The organism is Paraburkholderia bannensis NBRC 103871 (genome assembly GCF_000685015.1).
Taxonomy (GTDB): domain Bacteria; phylum Pseudomonadota; class Gammaproteobacteria; order Burkholderiales; family Burkholderiaceae; genus Paraburkholderia; species Paraburkholderia bannensis.
In genome coordinates this window covers 38,900-58,002 of record NZ_BAYA01000006.1, presented here as the reverse complement: position 1 = coordinate 58,002, position 19,103 = coordinate 38,900, and the positions used below count along the sequence as shown (strand labels likewise).

At 65.4% G+C, this 19,103-nt stretch carries 19 protein-coding genes and 1 tRNA gene; 8 read left to right on the top strand and 12 right to left on the bottom strand.

Features of this window, described 5'->3' with window-relative positions:
- Window positions 1-420: 420 nt before the first annotated feature.
- Both BBA01S_RS11550 and BBA01S_RS11545 read left to right on the top strand, forming a co-directional pair.
- On the top strand, window positions 421-2,196 hold the full coding sequence (locus BBA01S_RS11550) for an ABC transporter permease (RefSeq protein WP_027816576.1): 1,776 nt from the start codon (window positions 421-423) through the stop codon (window positions 2,194-2,196).
- Between the two features lie 60 nt (window positions 2,197-2,256).
- On the top strand, window positions 2,257-3,606 hold the full coding sequence (locus BBA01S_RS11545; RefSeq protein ID WP_027816575.1) for an ABC transporter ATP-binding protein: 1,350 nt from the start codon (window positions 2,257-2,259) through the stop codon (window positions 3,604-3,606).
- A gap of 91 nt (window positions 3,607-3,697) precedes the next feature.
- On the opposite strand, the gene BBA01S_RS11540 is transcribed toward BBA01S_RS11545, so the two are convergent.
- The 3 genes from BBA01S_RS11540 to BBA01S_RS40925 form a co-directional block, all read right to left on the bottom strand.
- Window positions 3,698-4,219 carry a hypothetical protein gene (locus BBA01S_RS11540; protein ID WP_027816574.1) on the bottom strand — a complete coding sequence of 174 codons (522 nt, stop codon included), beginning with the start codon at window positions 4,217-4,219 and terminating at the stop codon, window positions 3,698-3,700.
- 14 nt (window positions 4,220-4,233) lie between these two features.
- The gene (locus tag BBA01S_RS11535) at window positions 4,234-4,875 is read right to left on the bottom strand and encodes a hypothetical protein (protein WP_245641479.1); all 642 of its coding nucleotides are present in this window, start codon (window positions 4,873-4,875) and stop codon (window positions 4,234-4,236) included.
- A 236-nt stretch (window positions 4,876-5,111) separates the two neighbouring features.
- A complete protein-coding gene (locus BBA01S_RS40925; RefSeq protein WP_042296839.1) occupies window positions 5,112-6,278 on the bottom strand; it encodes a sigma-54 interaction domain-containing protein in 1,167 nt (388 codons plus the stop codon).
- A gap of 525 nt (window positions 6,279-6,803) precedes the next feature.
- On the opposite strand from BBA01S_RS40925, the gene BBA01S_RS11525 reads away from it, so the two are divergent.
- The 5 genes from BBA01S_RS11525 (at window position 6,804) to otsA (ending at window position 11,687) form a co-directional block, all read left to right on the top strand.
- Window positions 6,804-7,133, top strand: coding sequence for a hypothetical protein (locus BBA01S_RS11525; RefSeq protein ID WP_027816572.1), 330 nt, complete (start codon window positions 6,804-6,806; stop codon window positions 7,131-7,133).
- Between the two features lie 414 nt (window positions 7,134-7,547).
- Window positions 7,548-8,942 carry a sigma-54-dependent transcriptional regulator gene (locus tag BBA01S_RS11520; protein ID WP_027816571.1) on the top strand — a complete coding sequence of 465 codons (1,395 nt, stop codon included), beginning with the start codon at window positions 7,548-7,550 and terminating at the stop codon, window positions 8,940-8,942.
- Between the two features lie 221 nt (window positions 8,943-9,163).
- Window positions 9,164-9,595 carry a hypothetical protein gene (locus BBA01S_RS40920; RefSeq protein ID WP_042296837.1) on the top strand — a complete coding sequence of 144 codons (432 nt, stop codon included), beginning with the start codon at window positions 9,164-9,166 and terminating at the stop codon, window positions 9,593-9,595.
- Window positions 9,596-9,716: 121 nt separating this feature from the next.
- Window positions 9,717-9,974: a hypothetical protein gene (locus tag BBA01S_RS11510; protein ID WP_027816570.1), complete on the top strand. Its 258-nt coding sequence runs from the start codon at window positions 9,717-9,719 to the stop codon at window positions 9,972-9,974.
- Window positions 9,975-10,223: 249 nt separating this feature from the next.
- The gene (gene otsA, locus BBA01S_RS11505; RefSeq protein ID WP_027816569.1) at window positions 10,224-11,687 is read left to right on the top strand and encodes an alpha,alpha-trehalose-phosphate synthase (UDP-forming); all 1,464 of its coding nucleotides are present in this window, start codon (window positions 10,224-10,226) and stop codon (window positions 11,685-11,687) included.
- A 126-nt stretch (window positions 11,688-11,813) separates the two neighbouring features.
- Here the strand turns inward: otsA and BBA01S_RS11500 are convergent, their stop codons facing one another.
- The 9 genes from BBA01S_RS11500 to BBA01S_RS11450 form a co-directional block, all read right to left on the bottom strand.
- On the bottom strand, window positions 11,814-12,371 hold the full coding sequence (locus BBA01S_RS11500) for a hypothetical protein (protein ID WP_027816568.1): 558 nt from the start codon (window positions 12,369-12,371) through the stop codon (window positions 11,814-11,816).
- A gap of 165 nt (window positions 12,372-12,536) precedes the next feature.
- Window positions 12,537-13,961 (bottom strand): MFS transporter, encoded by a 1,425-nt coding sequence (locus BBA01S_RS11495; RefSeq protein WP_084162074.1) that lies wholly within the window; start codon window positions 13,959-13,961, stop codon window positions 12,537-12,539.
- A 113-nt stretch (window positions 13,962-14,074) separates the two neighbouring features.
- The gene (locus BBA01S_RS11490; protein ID WP_027816566.1) at window positions 14,075-14,578 is read right to left on the bottom strand and encodes a YbhB/YbcL family Raf kinase inhibitor-like protein; all 504 of its coding nucleotides are present in this window, start codon (window positions 14,576-14,578) and stop codon (window positions 14,075-14,077) included.
- Window positions 14,579-14,717: 139 nt separating this feature from the next.
- Window positions 14,718-15,185, bottom strand: coding sequence for a very short patch repair endonuclease (locus BBA01S_RS11485; RefSeq protein WP_027816565.1), 468 nt, complete (start codon window positions 15,183-15,185; stop codon window positions 14,718-14,720).
- A 6-nt stretch (window positions 15,186-15,191) separates the two neighbouring features.
- A complete protein-coding gene (dcm, locus tag BBA01S_RS40915) occupies window positions 15,192-16,571 on the bottom strand; it encodes a DNA (cytosine-5-)-methyltransferase (RefSeq protein ID WP_084162072.1) in 1,380 nt (459 codons plus the stop codon).
- A 174-nt stretch (window positions 16,572-16,745) separates the two neighbouring features.
- The gene (locus tag BBA01S_RS11470; protein WP_245641478.1) at window positions 16,746-17,048 is read right to left on the bottom strand and encodes a hypothetical protein; all 303 of its coding nucleotides are present in this window, start codon (window positions 17,046-17,048) and stop codon (window positions 16,746-16,748) included.
- 362 nt (window positions 17,049-17,410) lie between these two features.
- The gene (locus BBA01S_RS11460) at window positions 17,411-17,695 is read right to left on the bottom strand and encodes a hypothetical protein (RefSeq protein ID WP_027816563.1); all 285 of its coding nucleotides are present in this window, start codon (window positions 17,693-17,695) and stop codon (window positions 17,411-17,413) included.
- A 239-nt stretch (window positions 17,696-17,934) separates the two neighbouring features.
- A tRNA-Arg gene (locus BBA01S_RS11455) sits at window positions 17,935-18,009 on the bottom strand.
- A gap of 201 nt (window positions 18,010-18,210) precedes the next feature.
- A complete protein-coding gene (locus BBA01S_RS11450) occupies window positions 18,211-18,393 on the bottom strand; it encodes a rubredoxin (RefSeq protein WP_027816562.1) in 183 nt (60 codons plus the stop codon).
- A 253-nt stretch (window positions 18,394-18,646) separates the two neighbouring features.
- Here BBA01S_RS11450 and BBA01S_RS11445 point away from each other — a divergent pair, with 253 nt between their 5' ends.
- On the top strand, window positions 18,647-19,048 hold the full coding sequence (locus tag BBA01S_RS11445; RefSeq protein ID WP_027816561.1) for a DUF4399 domain-containing protein: 402 nt from the start codon (window positions 18,647-18,649) through the stop codon (window positions 19,046-19,048).
- Window positions 19,049-19,103 lie beyond the last annotated feature (55 nt).

Sequence of the window (19,103 nt, the reverse complement as noted above, 5' to 3'; positions counted from 1 at the left end):
CTGCGCAAGCGGCCTGGATAGCGCCAGGTTGATGCGGTTCGCATTGCAGGGCGGCGCGGGAGCGAACCTTGAGGCGCGCTGTCGGAGTGACCTGCGCAACTGTGCCGACCGCCGCTGGAAGGTCGCCGGAATGCCTCCGAAAGCAGCCCGAAAGCCCCGCCGGACGGGACTTTGCGACGGATCGTCGAGATCGGGCGCAAGGTTGAATCTGTCACGGTTGTTGGTGTAGTGTCGTGCCGTTTCCGGGCAAGGCCGTTTCACGCCGCTCACGCCAATCCACGCTATTGAAAGACCGAGTCCATGCCGCTTGCCGTTGTCGATTGCTTTCCCGGGTTTTCCTTCGGCTGTACTGAGCTGAACCTCGCTTGCTGTGCCGCAGTGAGTCGTATTCATCTACCGCAACGCGGGGAGGGCGTCTGAATGGACTTTAGCTTCAACCTGAACCGCACGGCCAACGCTTCGGCGTGGCGCGTGCTGCCCAATCGCTGGGACTTCGTCGCGTTCCCGCTCATCATCTGCCTGATCGCGATGGCGGCCGTCGGTTTCCACGAAACCCTGGCGCCCATCGCCGTGCTCAAGACCCAGGCGATCTCGCTCGACCCGGCCAATCTGCCGGAGTACGCGATGCGCACGACGCTGCGCATGCTGGCGGCGATGGTCGCCTCGCTGATCTTCACGCTGGTCTACGGCACGCTCGCGGCCAAGAGCCGCCGCGCGGGCCAGGTGCTGGTGCCGATTCTCGACATTCTTCAGTCGGTGCCGGTGCTGGGTTATATCTCCTTCACGGTCACGTTCTTCCTCGCGCTGTTCCCGTCTCGCGTGCTGGGCGCCGAGCTTGCGGCGATCTTCGCGATCTTCACGAGTCAGGCCTGGAACATGACCTTCAGCTTCTACCAGTCGCTGCGCACGGTGCCGCGCGACCTGGACGAAGTGTCGAAGGGCTTCCACCTGACCGGCTGGCAGCGCTTCTGGAAGCTGGAAGTGCCGTTCTCGATGCCGGGCCTCATCTGGAACATGATGATGTCGATGTCGGGAGGCTGGTTCTTCGTGGTGGCGTCCGAAGCCATCACGGTGGGCAACAACACGATCACGCTGCCGGGCGTCGGCGCGTATCTGGCCCAGGCGATCACTGAAAAGAACATGCATGCCATCGGCTGGGTGATCCTGGCGATGACGGTCGTGATCCTGGCTTACGACCAGTTGCTGTTCCGCCCGCTCGTCGCCTGGGCCGACAAGTTCCGCATGGAGAACACGAGTTCCGGCGACGCGCCTGAATCGTGGCTGCTCAACCTGTTCCGCCGCACGCATCTGATCCATCAACTGATGGTGCCGCTCGGCTGGTTCTTCGCCAAGGCCGCGCGCGTGCCGTTCCGTCTGCCGTTCGCGCTGCCGTCGTTCCCTGTGGTGCAGCGCGCCGCGCCTGCGAAGGCGGGCAGCAGCGGTCTGCGCGGGAAACTGGGCGATGCGATCTGGGCCGTGTTTGTGATCGCGCTGACCGTCTACGTCGTGTGGCGCGTGGTCGCGTACGTGCGCACGGGTGTCACGCTCGACGAAGTGGGGCACGTGCTCGTGCTCGGCGTCATCACGCTGCTGCGCGTGGTGCTGCTGATTGCGATTGCCTCGGTGATCTGGGTGCCGCTCGGCGTGCTGATCGGCCTGCGCCCGGCGCTTGCCGAAAAGATCCAGCCGCTCGCCCAGTTTCTCGCGGCGTTCCCCGCGAACCTGCTGTTCCCGGTGTTCGTCATCGTGATCGTGCGCTTTCACCTCAATCCAGACATCTGGCTCTCGCCGCTGATCGTGCTGGGGACGCAGTGGTATATCCTGTTCAACGTGATCGCGGGCGCGAGCGCCTATCCGAACGACTACCGCGAGGCCGCGAAGAATTTCCATATCCGCGGTTCGCAATGGTGGCGTCAGGCGATGCTGCCGGGCATCTTCCCGTACTACATCACAGGCGCGATCACGGCGTCGGGCGGCGCGTGGAACGCGAGCATCGTCGCCGAGTTCGTGCAATGGGGCGACACCAAGGTCGCGGCGCACGGCCTCGGCGCGTATATCGCGCAGACGACCGCCGCCGGCGACTATCCGAAGATCATCCTCGGCATCGCTGTGATGTCGTTGTTCGTCACGCTGTTCAACCGCGTGCTCTGGCGTCCGCTCTACACCTACGCCGAGTCGCGCCTGCGGCTGGACTGATCGTGACTGATCGTGACTGATCGCAACTGACCGAATATTCGAACGCTCGAAGGCAAAGCGATGCAAAACCCCAAGACCCTCAGCACCCCGCACGGCGACGTGCAGACGGCTCCGAATCCGCCGCGCATTGGCGAAGAACTCCTGCGCGTGCAGAACGTGTGCCGGGGCTTCAACAAGAACCAGGGCGAGCTGCTCGTGCTCGACGACGCCAACCTGTCGCTGCGTGAAGGCGAGATCGTCGGCCTGCTGGGCCGTTCCGGCTCGGGCAAGTCGACGCTCCTGCGCATCATCGCCGGCCTGATCGAGCCGACGGCGGGCGAAGTGACGTGGCGCGGCAAGCCGCTCGACGGCCCGGCCAAAGGCGTGGCGATGGTGTTCCAGACCTTCGCGCTGTTCCCGTGGCTCACCGTGCTGCAAAACGTGGAAGCGGGTCTGGAAGCGCAGGGCGTGGGCGCGCGCGAGCGCCGCGAACGCGCGCTGGCCGCCATCGACCTGATCGGTCTGGACGGCTTCGAAAACGCTTACCCGCGCGAGTTGTCGGGCGGCATGCGCCAGCGCGTGGGCTTCGCGCGCGCGCTGGTGGTCGATCCGAACCTGATGCTGATGGACGAGCCGTTTTCGGCGCTCGACGTGCTGACGGCCGAAACGCTGCGTACCGACCTGCTCGACCTGTGGACGCAAGGCCGCCTGCCGATCAAATCGATCCTGATCGTCACGCACAACATCGAAGAAGCGGTGTTCATGTGCGACCGCATCCTCGTGCTGTCGTCGAATCCGGGCCGCGTGGTCGCCGAAATCAAGGTGCCGTTCAAGCACCCGCGCAACCGCCTCGACCCGGCGTTCCGCAAGCTCGTGGACGACATCTACGCGAAGATGACCGCGCGCCAGACCGATGAATCGACGAAGAAGGGGCTGGAGCTGGGCAGCTGGCTGCCGCGCGTGTCCACCAACCTGATGGCGGGTCTGATCGAAACGCTGGCGGCGGCGCCGTATCACGGCCGCGCCGACATGCCGGAAATCGCGCGCTCGCTGCATCTGGAGGTCGACGACCTGTTCCCGATCGCGGAAGTGCTCCAGTACCTCGGTTTCGCGGATGTGCGCGAAGGCGATGTGCTGCTCACGCCGCCCGCGCGCGTGTTCGCCGAATTCGGCACCCAGGAGCGCAAGATGATGTTCGCGGAACATCTGCTGCGCCATGTGCCGCTTGCCGCGCGAATCAAGAAGGTGCTCAACGAACGTCCGGGCCATCGCGCGCCGCGCGTGCGTTTCGAGCAGGAGCTGGAAGATTTCCTCTCCGATGGCGCGGCGGAAGAGACGCTCGACACCGTGATCGACTGGGGCCGTTACGGCGAGATCTTCTCGTACAACGACCAGTCGGAAATCTTCAGCCTGGAAGACGTGGAGTCCTGATCTTTTCGGTGCTTCCCGCTCGCGCATGGCGCAAATGAAAAACGGTCGCTTCGGCGACCGTTTTTTTACGTGTGGCAGGGCGTGAGTGCCGTTATTGCAGCGCACCCCAGCGCTCCACAGCGGGTTCGGCGGTGGCCCATTTCCAGCCGCTGTCGTCGTGGCAGGCGCTGGCCGTGTACCACTGCTGCGGCGAGTCGGGCTTGTCGCCGTCCTGCACCGAGAACACGAAGTCCTTGCACAGCGCGAGCGCCGATGCGAACGCGCGCGTCACGCGCACCTCGCCGTGGCCGTTCTCGACCGGCAACTTGTGCTTGATGCGCCAGCTGTCGCTGCCGCCTACCGGCAGGCGTCCGGCGGTCTCGGCGATCATTTCCTGCTGGTCGGCGTGCATGTTCTTCATGAAGCGGTTGACGGCTTCGTCGGTGGCGGCCTGCACGGCAATGCCCACGCCCACGCCGATGGCGGGATTGGCCGTGACGATGCCGGTGGCGGCGGCCGCCGCCGCGCCGCTGGCTGCGCCAATCGACCCGCAGCCGCTCACGCCGAACGCGACGCCCGCGCACAACGCCGCGAGCGTCAAGAGACGCGCGGCGGGCAGGGCGATAGGTGTCAAGCGGTGCACGCCGCTCATTGCAGCGCGCCCCAGCGATCGGTGGCGGGTTCGGCGGACGCCCATTTCCACGTTTCGCCGTCGCGGCACACCGAGGCCACGTAAAACGCGCTCGTCGCGGCCTTGTCCTTGGTCGCGTCCTGATCGACGGAGAACACGATTTCCTTGCAGTCGAGCGCGCCCGTGCTGATCGCGCGGCTCACGGTGACGCGGCCATGCGCGTCTTCTTCGATCGGGAACGAATGGACGATCGACCACGGCGCGACGCCGCCTACATCGAGCGGCCCGGCAGCCTTTGCGATGCTGTCCTGGGTGTTGCGGTGGACGACGCGTTCGGAGTACTGCACGCCGGCCTTGGCGGCGGCGAGCGCCCCCAGACCGATGCCGGTCGCGACCGCGGCGTTATTGGTGACCTTCGCAGCAACTGCTGCGCCCGCGATGCCGGCGCCCGTTTGCGCGCCTTCGGAGTAAAGCGAGCTGCACGCGGAGCAGGCGAGACTCGCGGCCGCCGCGAGCAGCGTGAGCGAGGCGCTGCGTCGCCAGCCTGCTGCCGCTGTCGCGAGCGAGGAGAAAAGTCGGGGCCGCGCGGCGTCATCGCCTGACGTATTGCGCGGTGCCGTCGATGGCGCGTTGCACGCCCAGGCACGTCGTTCTTGCATGTTCATTCCCTGCCGCTGGCGGCTGGACGTCGCCCAGCGCAACGTTCCAGCACGTATTGATGCACCTTTGAATGAGAACAGGGTGCTATTTCGTGCTGCGGATTGTGCAGGATGACAATTGCAAAAGGGATAGGGAAAATGCAAGAAATTGAAAAAGGTCGTGCGCCGCTTGATATTGCATGGTTGCGTGCACGACCTTTTTGTGCGTTTTAGCGTGGCCTCGCGAAGGAGGCCGCTTAGCCTGCGTCGCGTGCCTCGTCGTCGTTTTCGCCATCGTCGGCGAGCGGCGCATCGCCATCTTCCGCGCCATAACTGCCCAGCCGGTTGTACAGCGTCTTCAGGCTCACGCCGAGCGTGCGCGCCGCAAGTCGCTTGTCGCCGCCGCAGTATTTGAGCGTGCCCAGGATGATCTGCTTCTGCGCATCGGCGAGCGGCGTGCCGATCCACACGCTCATCGCATCGCCCTGCGTGACGGGCTTCTTCACCTTCGGCACGAGTTGCGGATGGGCGATCTCGACCTGCTTTTCCGCAAGGATGAACGCGCGGTACACGGCGTTCTTCAGCTCGCGCACGTTGCCCGGCCACGACCAGTTGCGCACGGTTTCGAGCGCGCGCTTGCTGAACACCTTCTGCGTGCCGCTCTGCTCGTTGAGCTCGGTGAGAAAGAGCTGGGCGAGCAGTTCGCGGTCGCGCTCGCGCTCGCGCAGCGGCGGCGCGCGCAGCGGAAACACGGCAAGGCGATACATCAAGTCCTCGCGCAGCGCGTTGTCCTTCACGGCCACGACGGGGTCGCGATTGGTCGCGGCGATGATGCGCACGTCGCCGCGAATCGTCTCGTTGCTGCCCACCGGACGGTAGTCGCCGGTTTCGAGCGCGCGCAGCAGCTTGACCTGGTGGAGCAGCGACATCTCGGTGACTTCGTCGAGGAACAGCGTGCCGCCGCGCGCGTGCTCGAAGTGGCCGTCGCGCGCCTGCACCGCGCCGGTGAAGCTGCCTTTCTCATGGCCGAACAGTTCGGCTTCGATCAGCTCGTCGGGGATCGCGCCGCAGTTCACGGCGATGAACGGGCCGTCGCGACGCTCGCTGCGATCGTGAATCGTGCGCGCGACCAGTTCCTTGCCGGTGCCCGATTCGCCGACGATCAGCGCGGTGGCGTCGGTGACCGACACGCGTTCGATCTGCGCATACAAGTCCTGCATGATCGCCGATGAACCGTAGAGCAGACCGTACGACTGCAGGCCGGGGACGCGCGCCTGCGCGCCTTCGGCGGGCTGGGCCGATTCCCTGGCCGGTTTGCGACCTTGTTCGTTGCCTTTTTCGTTGCGGCGCGCTTCGCGTTCGACACGCGTGGCGCGCGGTTCATCTCGTTCGGCGGCGGGCGAGCCCGGCTCGATTGACGCCATAGGGTATTCGTCCTGCAAAGTTGGTAAGTGGCCCGAGGCCGGTATGCACTGGCTGCCCTCGCGCGGTGTGCCGCTTGAGTGCAGTCGCAGGGCGTGTTGCGCGCATGCGCTTTCACCGTGCTGCGTGAGCTTGCGCGTGGCTGCGCGCGCTGGCTTCGGACGGGCGGCGGCCGGGCAGGACTGACGCGAACGATGTCGTGCCGGCGGCCGCAGAGTTTCCATCTCGTAAACATTTAACCACTGCGACGCCTCGCAGGGCAATGGACGTGCCCGGATTGCACGCGCCATTGGCGCTTGCGGGCAAGCGTCTGGCGGTTGTCAGCCGGTGCTCATTGCAATTTTTTCGCGATTTTTTACCATTTTTGAAGGATCTGGCACGCCTCGTGCTGCGCAACTCCCATGGCGCGTACGCGTCGAACCGGATAGCCGCGCGCGCGAGCGGGATTGCGAGTCGTTTGCGTGTCGCTTGCGCGCCGTTTGTGCGCCGTTTGCGTGTCGCGCGGCGAAGATTTTGGGAGAGTCGATATGCCAAAGAACAAGCCTGGACTGTTCGGAACCCTGTTTGCAGTCGGCGCGCTGGGCGCGACCGCCGGCATGCTGGCGCTGCGCTGGTCGCAGCGTCATCGCATGCAGCGGCAACATCTGCACGGCGACCTGAGCCGCTGGGAGGACGAGGGCGGGTCGCTGTCCGAAACCGCCAGCAATGCGCTCAACGCCGCGGCTGCCAGAACGTCGCCATCGTCGGCGATGTCCGCATCGTCGGCGCCGACCCACGAGCGCGACATGACGCAGGACGACGCGAGCGCGGCCTGGCCGTTTCCGACCAGCGATGCGGATTCCGCCACGCGGCATTGATGTTGTTTTTTGACGCCCGGAGCGCCCGCGTGCATCGTGCGGGCGCTCCGGGCGCTTTGTAGCAGCGGGAAGGTCGCGCGCCCTGGATCGCGACGCTCGTGTCTGGAGCGTCCTGAGCGTCCCGTAGCGCGCGCCGAGCTATCTCGAATCTGTCTATAATGGTGATATCTACAACAATCGAGGTTCGGGTTGCGCGCTGTTGGCAGTATTGTTGCGCTTTGTCGCTACAGTGCAGCTAAAGCCGCGCGTTTGCCGTCTAGAACGCGCCCGACCGTTTCGCACTCCATTGCAGCGCAACGCACGCGCCACGAGGCTTTCGGCGCCGGTCGAGGTTGTCCGGCGTATCCGTCGTGCTCGCGGCGTGGTATGTATCGCGCATGGGAACCACTCACCTTTCAGGGCTGACGAGACGCGATGCCACATGTATTGATTGTCGATGACGACGCAGAAACCCGCGAAGCGCTCGCCGCCGTGGTGGGCGAAGACGGCCTCACCACCGCCCAGGCGGGCGACCTGCGCGAGGCGCGCATCCAGCTGATCCGGCAGATGCCCGACGTCGTCTTCACCGACCTGAAGCTGCCCGATGGCAGCGGCACCGATCTGTTCCAGGATCTCGATCCGCGCTCCGGCGTGGAGCTTGTCGTGATCACGGGCCACGCGACCGTCGAGACGGCTGTCGACGCGCTCAAGAACGGCGCGATCGACTATCTCGTGAAGCCGATCAACCTGCAGCGCGTGAAGGCGATCCTGAACCGCCTGCCGCGCGCGGGCGACCTCAAGGCCGAAATCGGCACGCTGCGCGGCGAACTGCGCCGCATGGGCCGCTTCGGCCTGATGCTCGGCAATTCGCCGGCGATGCAGGATGTCTACGACCAGATCAGCCGCGTCGCGGTCACGCCTGCGTCGGTCATGCTGGTGGGCGAGTCGGGCACCGGCAAGGAAGTCGCCGCGCAGACGATTCACCAGCTGAGCCTGCGCCGCAAGCACGAATTCCTCGCGGTGAACTGCGGCGCGATCTCGCCGAACCTGATCGAGTCGGAAATGTTCGGCCACGAACGCGGCTCGTTCACGGGCGCGGATCGCCAGCACAAGGGCTATTTCGAGCGCGCGAACGGCGGCACGCTGTTCCTCGACGAAATCACCGAAATGCCGATAGAGCTGCAGGTCAAGCTGCTGCGCGTGCTCGAAACCGGCATGTTCATGCGCGTGGGCACGACCAAGGAAATCGAGACCGACGTGCGCCTGATCGCGGCGACCAACCGCGATCCGGAGCAGGCCGTCGCCGAGGGCAAGCTGCGTCTTGACCTCTATCACCGCCTGAACGTGTTCCCGATCAACCTGCCACCGCTGCGCGAACGCGGCAAGGATGTGGAGCTGCTCGCACAGGCTTTCCTCGACGAGCTTAACGAGCGACACGGCACGAAGAAGCAGTTCCCGGCGGCCGTGCGCGAGATGCTGGCGACCTATCCGTGGCCCGGCAACGTGCGCGAGCTGAAGAACTACGTGCAGCGCGCGCACATCATGGCGGGCAACGAAGGCGATCTCACAGCGGCCGTGCCGTTGCAGATTTCGCTGTCCAAGCCGGTCGCGGGCACGGCGGTGACGATTCCGTTCGGCACGTCGCTCGCCGACGCCGACCGGCAGCTGATTCTGGCGACGCTGGAGCAATGTGGCGGCGTGAAAACACGCGCGGCGGAAATCCTCGGCATCAGCCTGAAGACGCTCTACAACCGCCTCGTCGAGTACGGTAACGAGACGGGCGGCGGTGGCGGCGGCAAGAACGAAGCGCCCGCGCGCGCCGCAACCTGAATGTTCTCCTGAGCAGGCTCGCGCCCATGTTGCGGCGCTTGCCTGCAAGCGATGTAATTCGCACCTTCCTGCCGTTTCCCGTTGACCACAGCCTGCCCGCCATGCGCCTCGCGCGCACGGCAGGGTATGGTGTTGCGTGTCTTTCCCTGGTTTTGTGCGGCTTCCGGCGCGCTGGTATGTGGCTTGCAACCCGCTCGATAGACCCTTTCGAGGAGCGAGCGATGCCAAGCTGCAGACAATCCGATCCCTTCCGCGTGAAGCCCTGGCTCGCGCACACTCCGCAACCCGACGATCCTCCGCCCGATCAGCCCGGCACGCCCGATGTGCCGCCGGTCGGCGATCCACCGCCGCAACCCGCCGAGGTGCCGCGCTCGATCGATCCGCGTCTTTATCCGGCGATGCGCGTTGCACCGACTGCCGATAAGCGCGCGAACCGGTCGGACGAGCTGGCTCACGAGCAACAGGCGCATGTCGCGCGCATCGCCCAGCGCGCGGGCCGCGCCGCCTGGGCGAGGTGGGCGCGCTGGGCGGGCTGGATCTGTCACGTCGAATTGGGGACGCGGCAAACCGCCGAAGTCCCAGCCGATAGCGATGCCCGCGTGCAGTCACGCGGCGGCGCAGCATGCGGCCCTCGCATGTCGCGCGCCTGCTGACGATGCGTTTTATGTACTAGTTACAAAAGCCTCGCCATATTTACCGGCAATTTCACGCGGCGATTCCTAGACTATAAAAATGCGACCGCCGTGTGACGGCCTGACCGCTGGAGGCATCGACATGAGACATCCCGCATTGCGCCGGTCTGCACGTCACTCGGGCAAGCGTGGCCCGCGCGACGCCGATCAGAAGGTGGGCAACCCCGCCGGAGCCGGTGCCTCCGGTTTCCCCGATCCGTCGGCCAGCAACCATCCGGATCCCGCGAACCAGAATCGCCCGGCGCCCGGCGTGCCGCCGGATGGCGAGCACAACCAGGGCGGCGCGCGTGCCGAAGGGATCGACTATCAGCGCGATCTCGGTTCCGAGCAGGACGCCTGAATTTGTCACTGCGCTGCGTGTTCTCGCAGCGCATCGAAGCCTGAATGTTGCGACGCGATCGAACCGGTTCCAGCCGGTTTTCGCGGCGTCTTTGCTCGCCCGCGCCGGGCGCTAGAACCGGCGCAGAAAGTCCATGGAAAGCCAGAAAAGCAGCCAATAAGGCGCCGGATCACGACGGCACGGCATGCAACTTGCGTGATAGTGCAGTGCACCGTCCCCGGACCCAACGAAACAGGAGGTATAGCCGCAATGGGCAGACTGATCGTGGTATCGAATCGCGTTGCACCGACCCAGGAAGGGCGTCCCGCCGCTGGCGGCCTTGCGGTCGGCGTGCTGGATGCGCTCAAGGAAACCGGTGGCGTATGGTTTGGCTGGAGCGGCGAAACCGTCGCGGAACCGACTGAACCGGTCATCGAACAACAGGGCAGCGTCACTTACGCGACGGTCGGTCTGACCCGGCGTGACTATGACCAGTACTACAAGGGCTTCTCGAATACGACGCTCTGGCCGACGTTCCACTACCGCAACGACCTCGCGCGCTACGAGCGCCAGGAATACGGCGGCTACCTGCGCGTGAACGTCACGCTTGCGCGTCAGCTCAAGCCGCTGATCCAGCCCGACGACATCATCTGGGTTCACGACTATCACCTGATTCCGTTCGCGCGCTGCCTGCGCGACCTCGGCGTGAAGAATCCGATCGGCTTCTTCCTGCACATTCCGCTGCCGGTGCCCGAAGTCATGCGCTCGGTGCCGCCGCACGAAGAACTGATGAAGTTCATGTGCCACTACGACGTGGTGGGCTTCCAGACCGACGCCGATCGCCAGGCGTTCCTCGATTACGTCGAGCGCGGCGGCCACGGCACGTCGAGTGACGACGGCATGGTTCACGCCTGGGATCGCTTCCTGAAAGTGGGGGCGTACCCGATCGGCATTTATCCGGACGCCATTGAAAAGGCCGCGACGCAGTTCACCGACCGCAAGCCGGTGCGCAGCCTGCGCGACGCAATGCGCGGGCGCAAGCTCATTATGAGCGTCGACCGTCTCGATTATTCGAAGGGACTTGCCGAGCGCTTCCAGGCTTTCGAGCGCATGTTGCAGAACGGGCCCGGCTGGCATGGGCGCGTCTCGCTGCTGCAAATCGCGCCGCCGACGCGCTCCGACGTGCAGACCTATCAGACGATCCGCCGCAATCTGGAAGGCGAGGCTGGGCGCATCAACGGCCGCTTCGCGCAGCTCGACTGGACGCCGATCCAGTACCTGAACCGCAAATACGAGCGCAATCTGCTGATGGCGCTGTTCCGCCAGGCTCAGGTGGGTTACGTCGCGCCGCTGCGTGACGGCATGAACCTGGTCGCGAAGGAGTACGTGGCTTCGCAGAATCCCGAAGACCCGGGCGTGCTGGTGCTCTCGCAGTTCGCGGGCGCGGCGGAGCAGATGCCTGGCGCACTGGTTGTGAATCCTTACGACCTGAACCAGACCGCCGAGGCGCTGGAGCGCGCGCTGTCGATGCCGCACGCGGAGCGCCAGTCGCGCTATCAGGACATGATGGCGGCGCTGCGCGAGAACAACCTCTCAGTGTGGCGCGACACGTTCCTTGCCGATCTGCGCAGTGTGGCGACGGCGGCTTCTGTAACGGAGCGCGCGCGCAGCGCCGCGCCGGCTGCAAAGGCGCAGGCGGACAAGGCCGCAAGTTCCACGAGCAAGGCGAGTTAAGCGCGATGCCTTAACGGGCAGAAGAACTCGTACGTGCCAAGCGCACGGCACGCACGCACCCACCCACGGCGACTGTCGAGTCGCCGTTTTTATTGCGCCGCAACTTCAGCCAACCTCAGCGGCGCGTCAGGCTCGCTGCACTCCGGCTTCGGCGTAGGGATGCGGCGCTTCGGTCGGATCGAAGTCCGCCCAGTGGCCCGCGTGCCATTGGCCCGTGGCGCGCTCGACTTCGGCGGCGCCTGCTTCGCGCAGGATATCGGCGGCCATCGCCTGATTGTCGGCGCTCACATGTACCGTGAGCAGCACGCCCGACTGGCGCGTTTCGTGATGCACGCGCTCCTCGTGTTCGGTGGGTCGCTGCCAGCCGCCGCCGATGCGCGAGCCGATCCACGCGCCCACGCCCGCGGCAATCAGCACCGAAGGCAACGAAGCGGACAGCAGTGCACCGAACAACGCGACGCCCACGACGGCGCCCGCAACCGCGCCCATAGTGAGATTGCGGATGCGATGCGGCGGCGCGGCGGCGAGATGAACCGGATGCGGTGTATGACGCGCATGCTGCCCGCGCGGATTGACAAAAAAGAGGTTGACGTCTTCCTCGACGAAGCCGCGCGAGAACAGCTTTTCGGCGACGGATTCGGCGGCGGGGAAGGTCGTGAACCGGCCAGCGACGATCAGAGACATGGGAATCCCCCTAAATGAAGGTTGACTCGCCAGAAGGACAGGACTGCGGCGCGTTGTGCGCCGTAAGTCCATGGTAGTGCGTGCTGGCCGCAAAAACGAGGCGGCCTTATTGGCTGAAGAATCACAGCGGGATCGCGGAAGAGTCGCCGAAAAGTCGCCGCAGGATCAGCCGCGCGCTTGCGCCGCCCGGCCCGGCACCAGCCGCATCATGCTCACGACGGCTGCCACTGCCGCAAACGCGGTCGCGACATAGAGCGCGAGCGTCGGCCCGTGCTGGGGCGCGACGCCGAAGATCAGCGCGACCAGCGCAGCGCCGAGCGTCTGCCCCGTGAGCCGCGCCGTGCCGAGCATGCCGCTTGCGCCGCCGCTGCGCTCGCGCGGCGCGGACGACAGGATCTGCCGGTTGTTTGGCGACTGGAAAATGCCGAAGCCCGCGCCGCACAGCGCCATGCGCCAGGCGATTTCCACGTCGGTGGGATGCGCTTGCAGCGTCGCCAGCGACAGCAGCCCAAGCGCGAACAGCGCCAGCCCGACGCCGCCGAGCATGCCCGCCGGATAACGGTCGGACAGCGCGCCCGCGACCGGCGCGGCGACGATGATGACGAGCGGCCAGGGCGTCATCAGCAGGCCGGTCTGCACCTGCGAAAAGCCATAGACGTCCTGCAGCATGAACGGCAGCGCGACGAACGCCAGCATCTGCGCGCAGAACGAACAGACCGACGTGCTGATCGACAGCGCGAACAGCGGATTGGCGAGCAGATCGACCGGCAACAGCGGCGCGGGCTGGTTGAGCTGGCGGCGCACGAAGAACCAGCCGATCACGATGGCGCCCGCGAATTCAGCCGCGATCAGGCCGGGGTTTTCGCCGTGGCCAAGGCCATCGACGGCAAAGATCAGCAGTCCGAACACCAGTGCGTTGAAGAGCGCGCTCAGATAGTCGTAGGGCGCCGGATGGCGCGCGTTGGTGGGCAGCGCGCGCAGGCCCAGCGTGAACGCAGCAATGCCGATCGGCACGTTGATCGCGAACAGCCACGGCCACGAGGCAATCGACAGCACGCCGGATGCGAGCGTCGGCCCGATCGCCGAGGCGATGGCCACGACCATCGCATTGATAGCGACGCCGCGCCCGAGCTGCGTGCGCGGATAGATCATGCGCACGAGCGCGGTGTTCACGCTCATCACGCCCGCGCCGCCGAAACCCTGCACCATGCGCGCGATGGCGAGCGCGGGCAGCGAGGTCGCGAGCGCGCAGCCAAACGACGCCACCGTGAAGAGCGCGAGCCCCCACAGGTACACGCGCCGATAGCCGATGCGGTCGCCGAGCGACGACAGCGGCAGCAGCGCAATCGTCACCGAAAGCTGGTACGCGTTGACGATCCAGATGGAGTTGGCGGCGCTTGCGTGCAGATGGTGCGCGATGGTCGGCAGCGCGACGTTGGCGATCACGCCGTCGAGCACGGCCAGCGTGATGCCGAGCGCGACCACAAGGATCGCGTAATAGCGTTGCGGGAAGGGCAGGCCGCTCTCGGGGTCGGGCGCGTTGCCCGAAAGCGCGGCGTTGGGCGGGTCGTATTGCGTGCGTGTGGACATTGATGAAGAGGACGGCGCGCGCGAAGCGGCACACGCTGTCTGGCAGATCGATTCCTGATGGTGTCTTGGGTCGTGGCGCGGCGCAGGGCGCGCCGCGCAAACCGCGTGAAGATTTATTTGAGTTCGTACAGCCCGACGTACGTGGTCGAGTCCAGTTCGTTCAGGTGCGTCATGAAGCGCGCGACCGCGTTGGTGGTCTCGGGCGTCACGGGCAGTTGTGGCGCCTTGAGCGCGTGGATGCGGAAAATATAGCGATGCGGCTTGTCCCCGCGCGGCGGTGCAGCGCCGCCGAACCCCACCGTGCCGTAGTCGTTGCGCACCTGCACGGCGCCGGGCGGCAACAGGCTGCCATCGGCCCTGCCAGCGTTGCGCGCGAGCGCGCGCACGTCGGGCGCGATGTTGACGACCACCCAATGCCAGAAGCCGCTGCCCGTGGGCGCGTCCGGATCGTAGACGGTCAGGGCGAAGCTTTGCGTGTCGGCAGGCGGCGCATCCCATTGCAGCGCCGGCGAGAGATTGTCGCCTTCGACGCCAAAGGCCCGATCGTCGAATTCCTGCGCCTTCGGCATGAAGCCGTTACTCGGAAAATCGTCGGACCAGAGTCGGAAATCAGCCATCGCTTGCCTCCTTTCTCATGAGTTCTGACATGAATGCGTCATGCGCGGAAACAGCACGCCGGGCGCTGATTATCTAATCGAGTTTAGCACCGCGATGGGTACGGTTCAGGCAACGCAGCAGGGCGCGCGCCGTGCCGGCTTAGGGCGATTCCTGCTGCGCCGCACGCGCTTCGAACCAGCTCTGCGTGTCGTCGCGAAGCCAGGCCGCAAGACGTTCGGCGACCGCTTCCGGGTCTTGCGTCGCGCCGCGCAGCGCACATTCCCAGATCACGGCGACACGCCAGCCCTGCGCGGTGAGCGCGGCCAGCGTCCGGGCGTCGTTGGTGCGGTTGCGGCCGATCTTGGCGCGCCAGAACTCGGGGCGCGTCGACGGCCACTTGAAGAGCGCGCAGTGGTGGCCATGCCAGAAGCAGCCGTGCACCAGCACGACGGCGCGATAGCGCGGCAACACGATATCGGGGCGCCCCGGCAGGTCGCGCACGTCGAGCCGGAAGCGAAAGCCGCGCCGATGCAGCAGGCTGCGGATCAGGATCTCAGGTCGCGTGTTGCGAGCGCGAATGCCGGACATCATCCGGCTGCGGGTCGCGCTGTCGACGACGTCGACCATCGGATGTCAGGCGGCCAGCGCCGCTTCGCCTTTCGACGCTTTGGCGCTGCTCGCGCGTTTCTTCGCGCCCGCTTTGGCCTTCGCTTTCGCGGGGGCCGCTTCGCGCGCAAGCGCCGCGTCGAGGTGCGGCATCATCGTGCGCGCCACCTCGCGCATCACCGGCATCACCACGCTGTTGCCGAACTGGCGGTAGGCCTGGGTATCGCTCACCGGGATGCGGAAGGTGTCGGGAAAGCCCATCAGGCGCGCGCACTCGCGCGGCGTGAGGCGGCGCGGGCGCAGCCCTTCGCCCTGGTGCACGAGGATTTCGCTGCCGTCCTTGTGATAGCGCGCCGACAGCGTGCGCGTGACGCTATGCGGGAACGCCAGGCCGTAGCCGAAGCCGTTGCCGGCCGCGCGGTGTTTCTCGGCGTATTGCTGGAGGTAGGCCCAGAGACCGGGTGTGAGCGTGTACTTCGGCTGCACGCGGCGCGCGGCGTGATCGAAGAAGCGCTCGCCGTCCCACGGCAGCAGCGGCTCGCTGCCGTCGGTGCGATGCAGCACCGAGGTAAGGCGCGGGCCTTCTTCCGGCAGCGTGAGCGAGTCCCACGTGAACGGCGTCGGCTCGCGAAAGCCGACGATGATGATGCGCTCGCGATGCTGCGGCGTGAAATGCCGCCCGTCGATCACGCGGTAATGCACGTCGTAGCCCAGTTCGTCGCGCAGCACTTGCAGGATCACGTCGAAGGTGCGGCCGTGATCGTGCGACAGCAGGTTCTTGACGTTCTCCAGCAGGAACGCGGCGGGCCGCTTCTCGGCGATGATGCGCGCGACGTCGAAGAACAGCGTGCCTTGCGTGCTGCACTCGAAGCCGTGCGGGCGGCCCATTGCGTTCTTCTTCGACACGCCTGCGATCGAGAACGGCTGGCACGGGAAGCCCGCGAGCAGCACGTCGTGATCGGGCACCCCGGCGGCTGGAAATTCGACGATATCGCCCACGTAGGCGTGGCCTTCGCCGTCCTTCGGGCCGTAGTTCTCCAGATAGGTCTTCTTCGAGAACGGGTTCCACTCGCTGGTCATCACACAGGCGCCGCCGTGCGCCTCGAAGCCCATGCGAATGCCGCCGATCCCTGCGAACAGGTCGACAAAGCGAAAGCGCGCGGGCGCGTCATGGGCGTGGGCCGTCGCGGCGGAAGCGGGCTCGGTGCTGCGCAGCAGTTCGCGCAGCGCGGCGTCGAGCATGGCGGGGCACGGCGTCTCGCCTTTTTCCCAACGGCGCACGGTCTTGACGTCCTTGCCGACGTGGGTGGCAATCTGCTGCTGCGTGAAACGCTGACGTGCCTGCGCAAGCAGGTCTCGCGGGTTGGCCGGATGCACGAAGTCCTCTCTGGGTATTTTGGCGGACATTATGACCGATGCTTGACCCGCCGCACCAGGAATTCCGGGCGGGATCGCACAAAGCGCGTGCATTCGGTGGGCATTCGGCGTGCATTTGACGTGCACAAGCCCGCCTGCGCGAGTGAGCCGCGCTGGCAAACCAGAGAAGAAACCGTGTGAAAGCCGGTGTGAAACCGCGTGCTGCTAGTGACTCGCGATCTGAGCGCTGGCGGCCTGCTTCGCGAGGTTCGCGGCCATCGAGGCGGCGTTCAGCTCGTGCAGGTCGATCTGCACCAGCAGGCTGTCGATGTCGGCAAGCTGGCCTTTATTGATATGGCCAGTGTCGAGCAGCCGGTGCAGGCGCGCGCGCCAGTAATTCGCGGAGAGGATCGGCCCGCCGAGATCGCCCGTGAGGGAGAGCGGCATGACGCGACGGATGTGGGCAATATCCTGATCGATCAGATTCGACATCAGGTAGCCGGGCGGGAGGGGACGGAGCGTGTCCATGTAGGGAGATTACGACAGTTCCGACCCTACCTTTAATGCTTTTGCTCTCCACGTTTACCCTGGTCAGTCAATCTGACCGATCCGACGGGGTGATCCGGCGCAAGGGCGATTGAGGACTTCGCGCCTGCCTCAGCCCAGCAACAGCATCGTGAGCGACGAATAAATGACGGCCGTAAGCGCAGCGATAAGGGCGAAAACATAGGGCGAGGTCATGGCGGGGGTCTCCGATGGTCTCCGGCTTTGCTCCGGCGTGCTGGAAACCATCGTAGGCGATGCGCGCTCGCGTGAAGGTTAACAATTGACAAACCCGGGTGCGCAAGCTGGCGCAACCCGGAATGCAACCTTCTCGTGGTGTGGCTTGCTTACTCCTGCGGCGCGTCGGACGCGGCGGGTGCGGGTGCCGGGCCTTGCGCCGCGCCTTCGAGGAAGCGGCGCGTCGCTTCGAACGATTGCAGCATCTGCTCGGGCCACGGCGTTTGCAGCATCACCGCCTGATGGTTTTCGAATGCCGACGACAGCAGCTTGATCAGCTCCGGCGAGCTCAGGTGACGCAGCAGCACGCTCACGGCGATCGCGGTCGCCTGGCTCGCGCCGGCGGTCTGCAGTTCGGAATGGGTGAGGGCGGCGACTTGCTTGTTGATGTCCATGGTGGATCTGCCTCGAAAGAGCGCGGCGGCGCGCGTGGAAATTCAGACGCAACTCAAACTCGACGGGAGTTCAGGAGCGAAACTGAAGCGAAACGCGTGCCGCGCAGCACTGGGAAAAATGGAAAGCGGGAACTGGAATCCGGGATGGCCGCGCCGAAGCAACAACAGGAGCAACGGCGTGGGCGACGGAGGAAACAGGAAACGGGCGACGAAAGTCGGGATCGGATCGGGCGTGAATCTGGTCCCCCTGGCAGGAATCGAACCTGCATCTAGCGCTTAGGAGGCACTTGTTCTATCCATTGAACTACAGGGAGCGCTCAGTACTGCTGCGGGGAGCAGAAGGCCCGACTCCGTCCAGCTGCCATGTTTCCCAAGTCACCCGTCATGGCGCGGAGTCCGCGCGAGGACGTTGCCTGCGCAGGCGCAAGAGTATAGCAAAGGCGATGCGGCTGGAAAATGTCGCCCGGCTCTTGTTTTTCAAGCTCACTAAAGCGGCTTCGCGGGCCGCTTCAGGCTCAGAACTCGACGACGGCGAATTCGGCCTTGCCTACATCGCACAGCGGGCAGCGCCAGTCTTCGGGGATGTCCGCGAAGCGCGTGCCTGCGGCAATGCCTTCGTCCGGCAAGCCTTCTTCTTCGTTATAGATCCAGCCGCAGATCAGGCAGACCCAGCTCTTGTATTCGATGACTTCGCTCACAACACACCTTTTTCAATGCAGTTCGCAGCACCCGGCTGCGCAAGAACCCTTTCATATGGCCCCGTTTAGTCGGGCCGAGGGCGACCCGCGATGTTACCGGAAAACGGTAGAGACACCTTCGGCTTGACGTTTGCCGGGCGTTTCAGAGGCATGTCAGGTGCGCGGCGTAGCGTCATCGCTGCGGTGTATGCTGGGTCACGGGCGGGAGCTGGAACCTCGCAATCTGGCAACCTTCAATCGAGAGGAGCGAACAATGAAGAAGAGAACCTGGCTGGCTGGCATGACCTTCGCGGTATGTCTGGTCGCAAGCGGTGTCGCGCATGCTGAAGGCGTCTACTTCGTCGAGCCGAAGGACGGCGCGACGGTGAGCAACCCGGTGCACGTGAAATTCGGCATCGACGGCATGACGGTCGCGCCCGCGGGCACGGTCACGCCCAACACGGGCCACCATCATCTGTTGATTGACGGCGAGCCGCTCCCGCAAGGCACGGTTGTGCCGGTCAACGACAAGTCGATTCACTACGGCAAAGGCCAGACCGAAGCCGATATCACGCTGCCGCCGGGCGACCACACGCTCACCGCGCAGTTCGCCAACGGCGCGCACCAGTCCTACGGCCCCGAGTGGAGCAAGACGATCACGGTGCATGTGAAGTAACGCGGCAGCATTCACGCAAGACCTGGCGCCTGAGCGAGCCGGGTCTTGCGGCCCG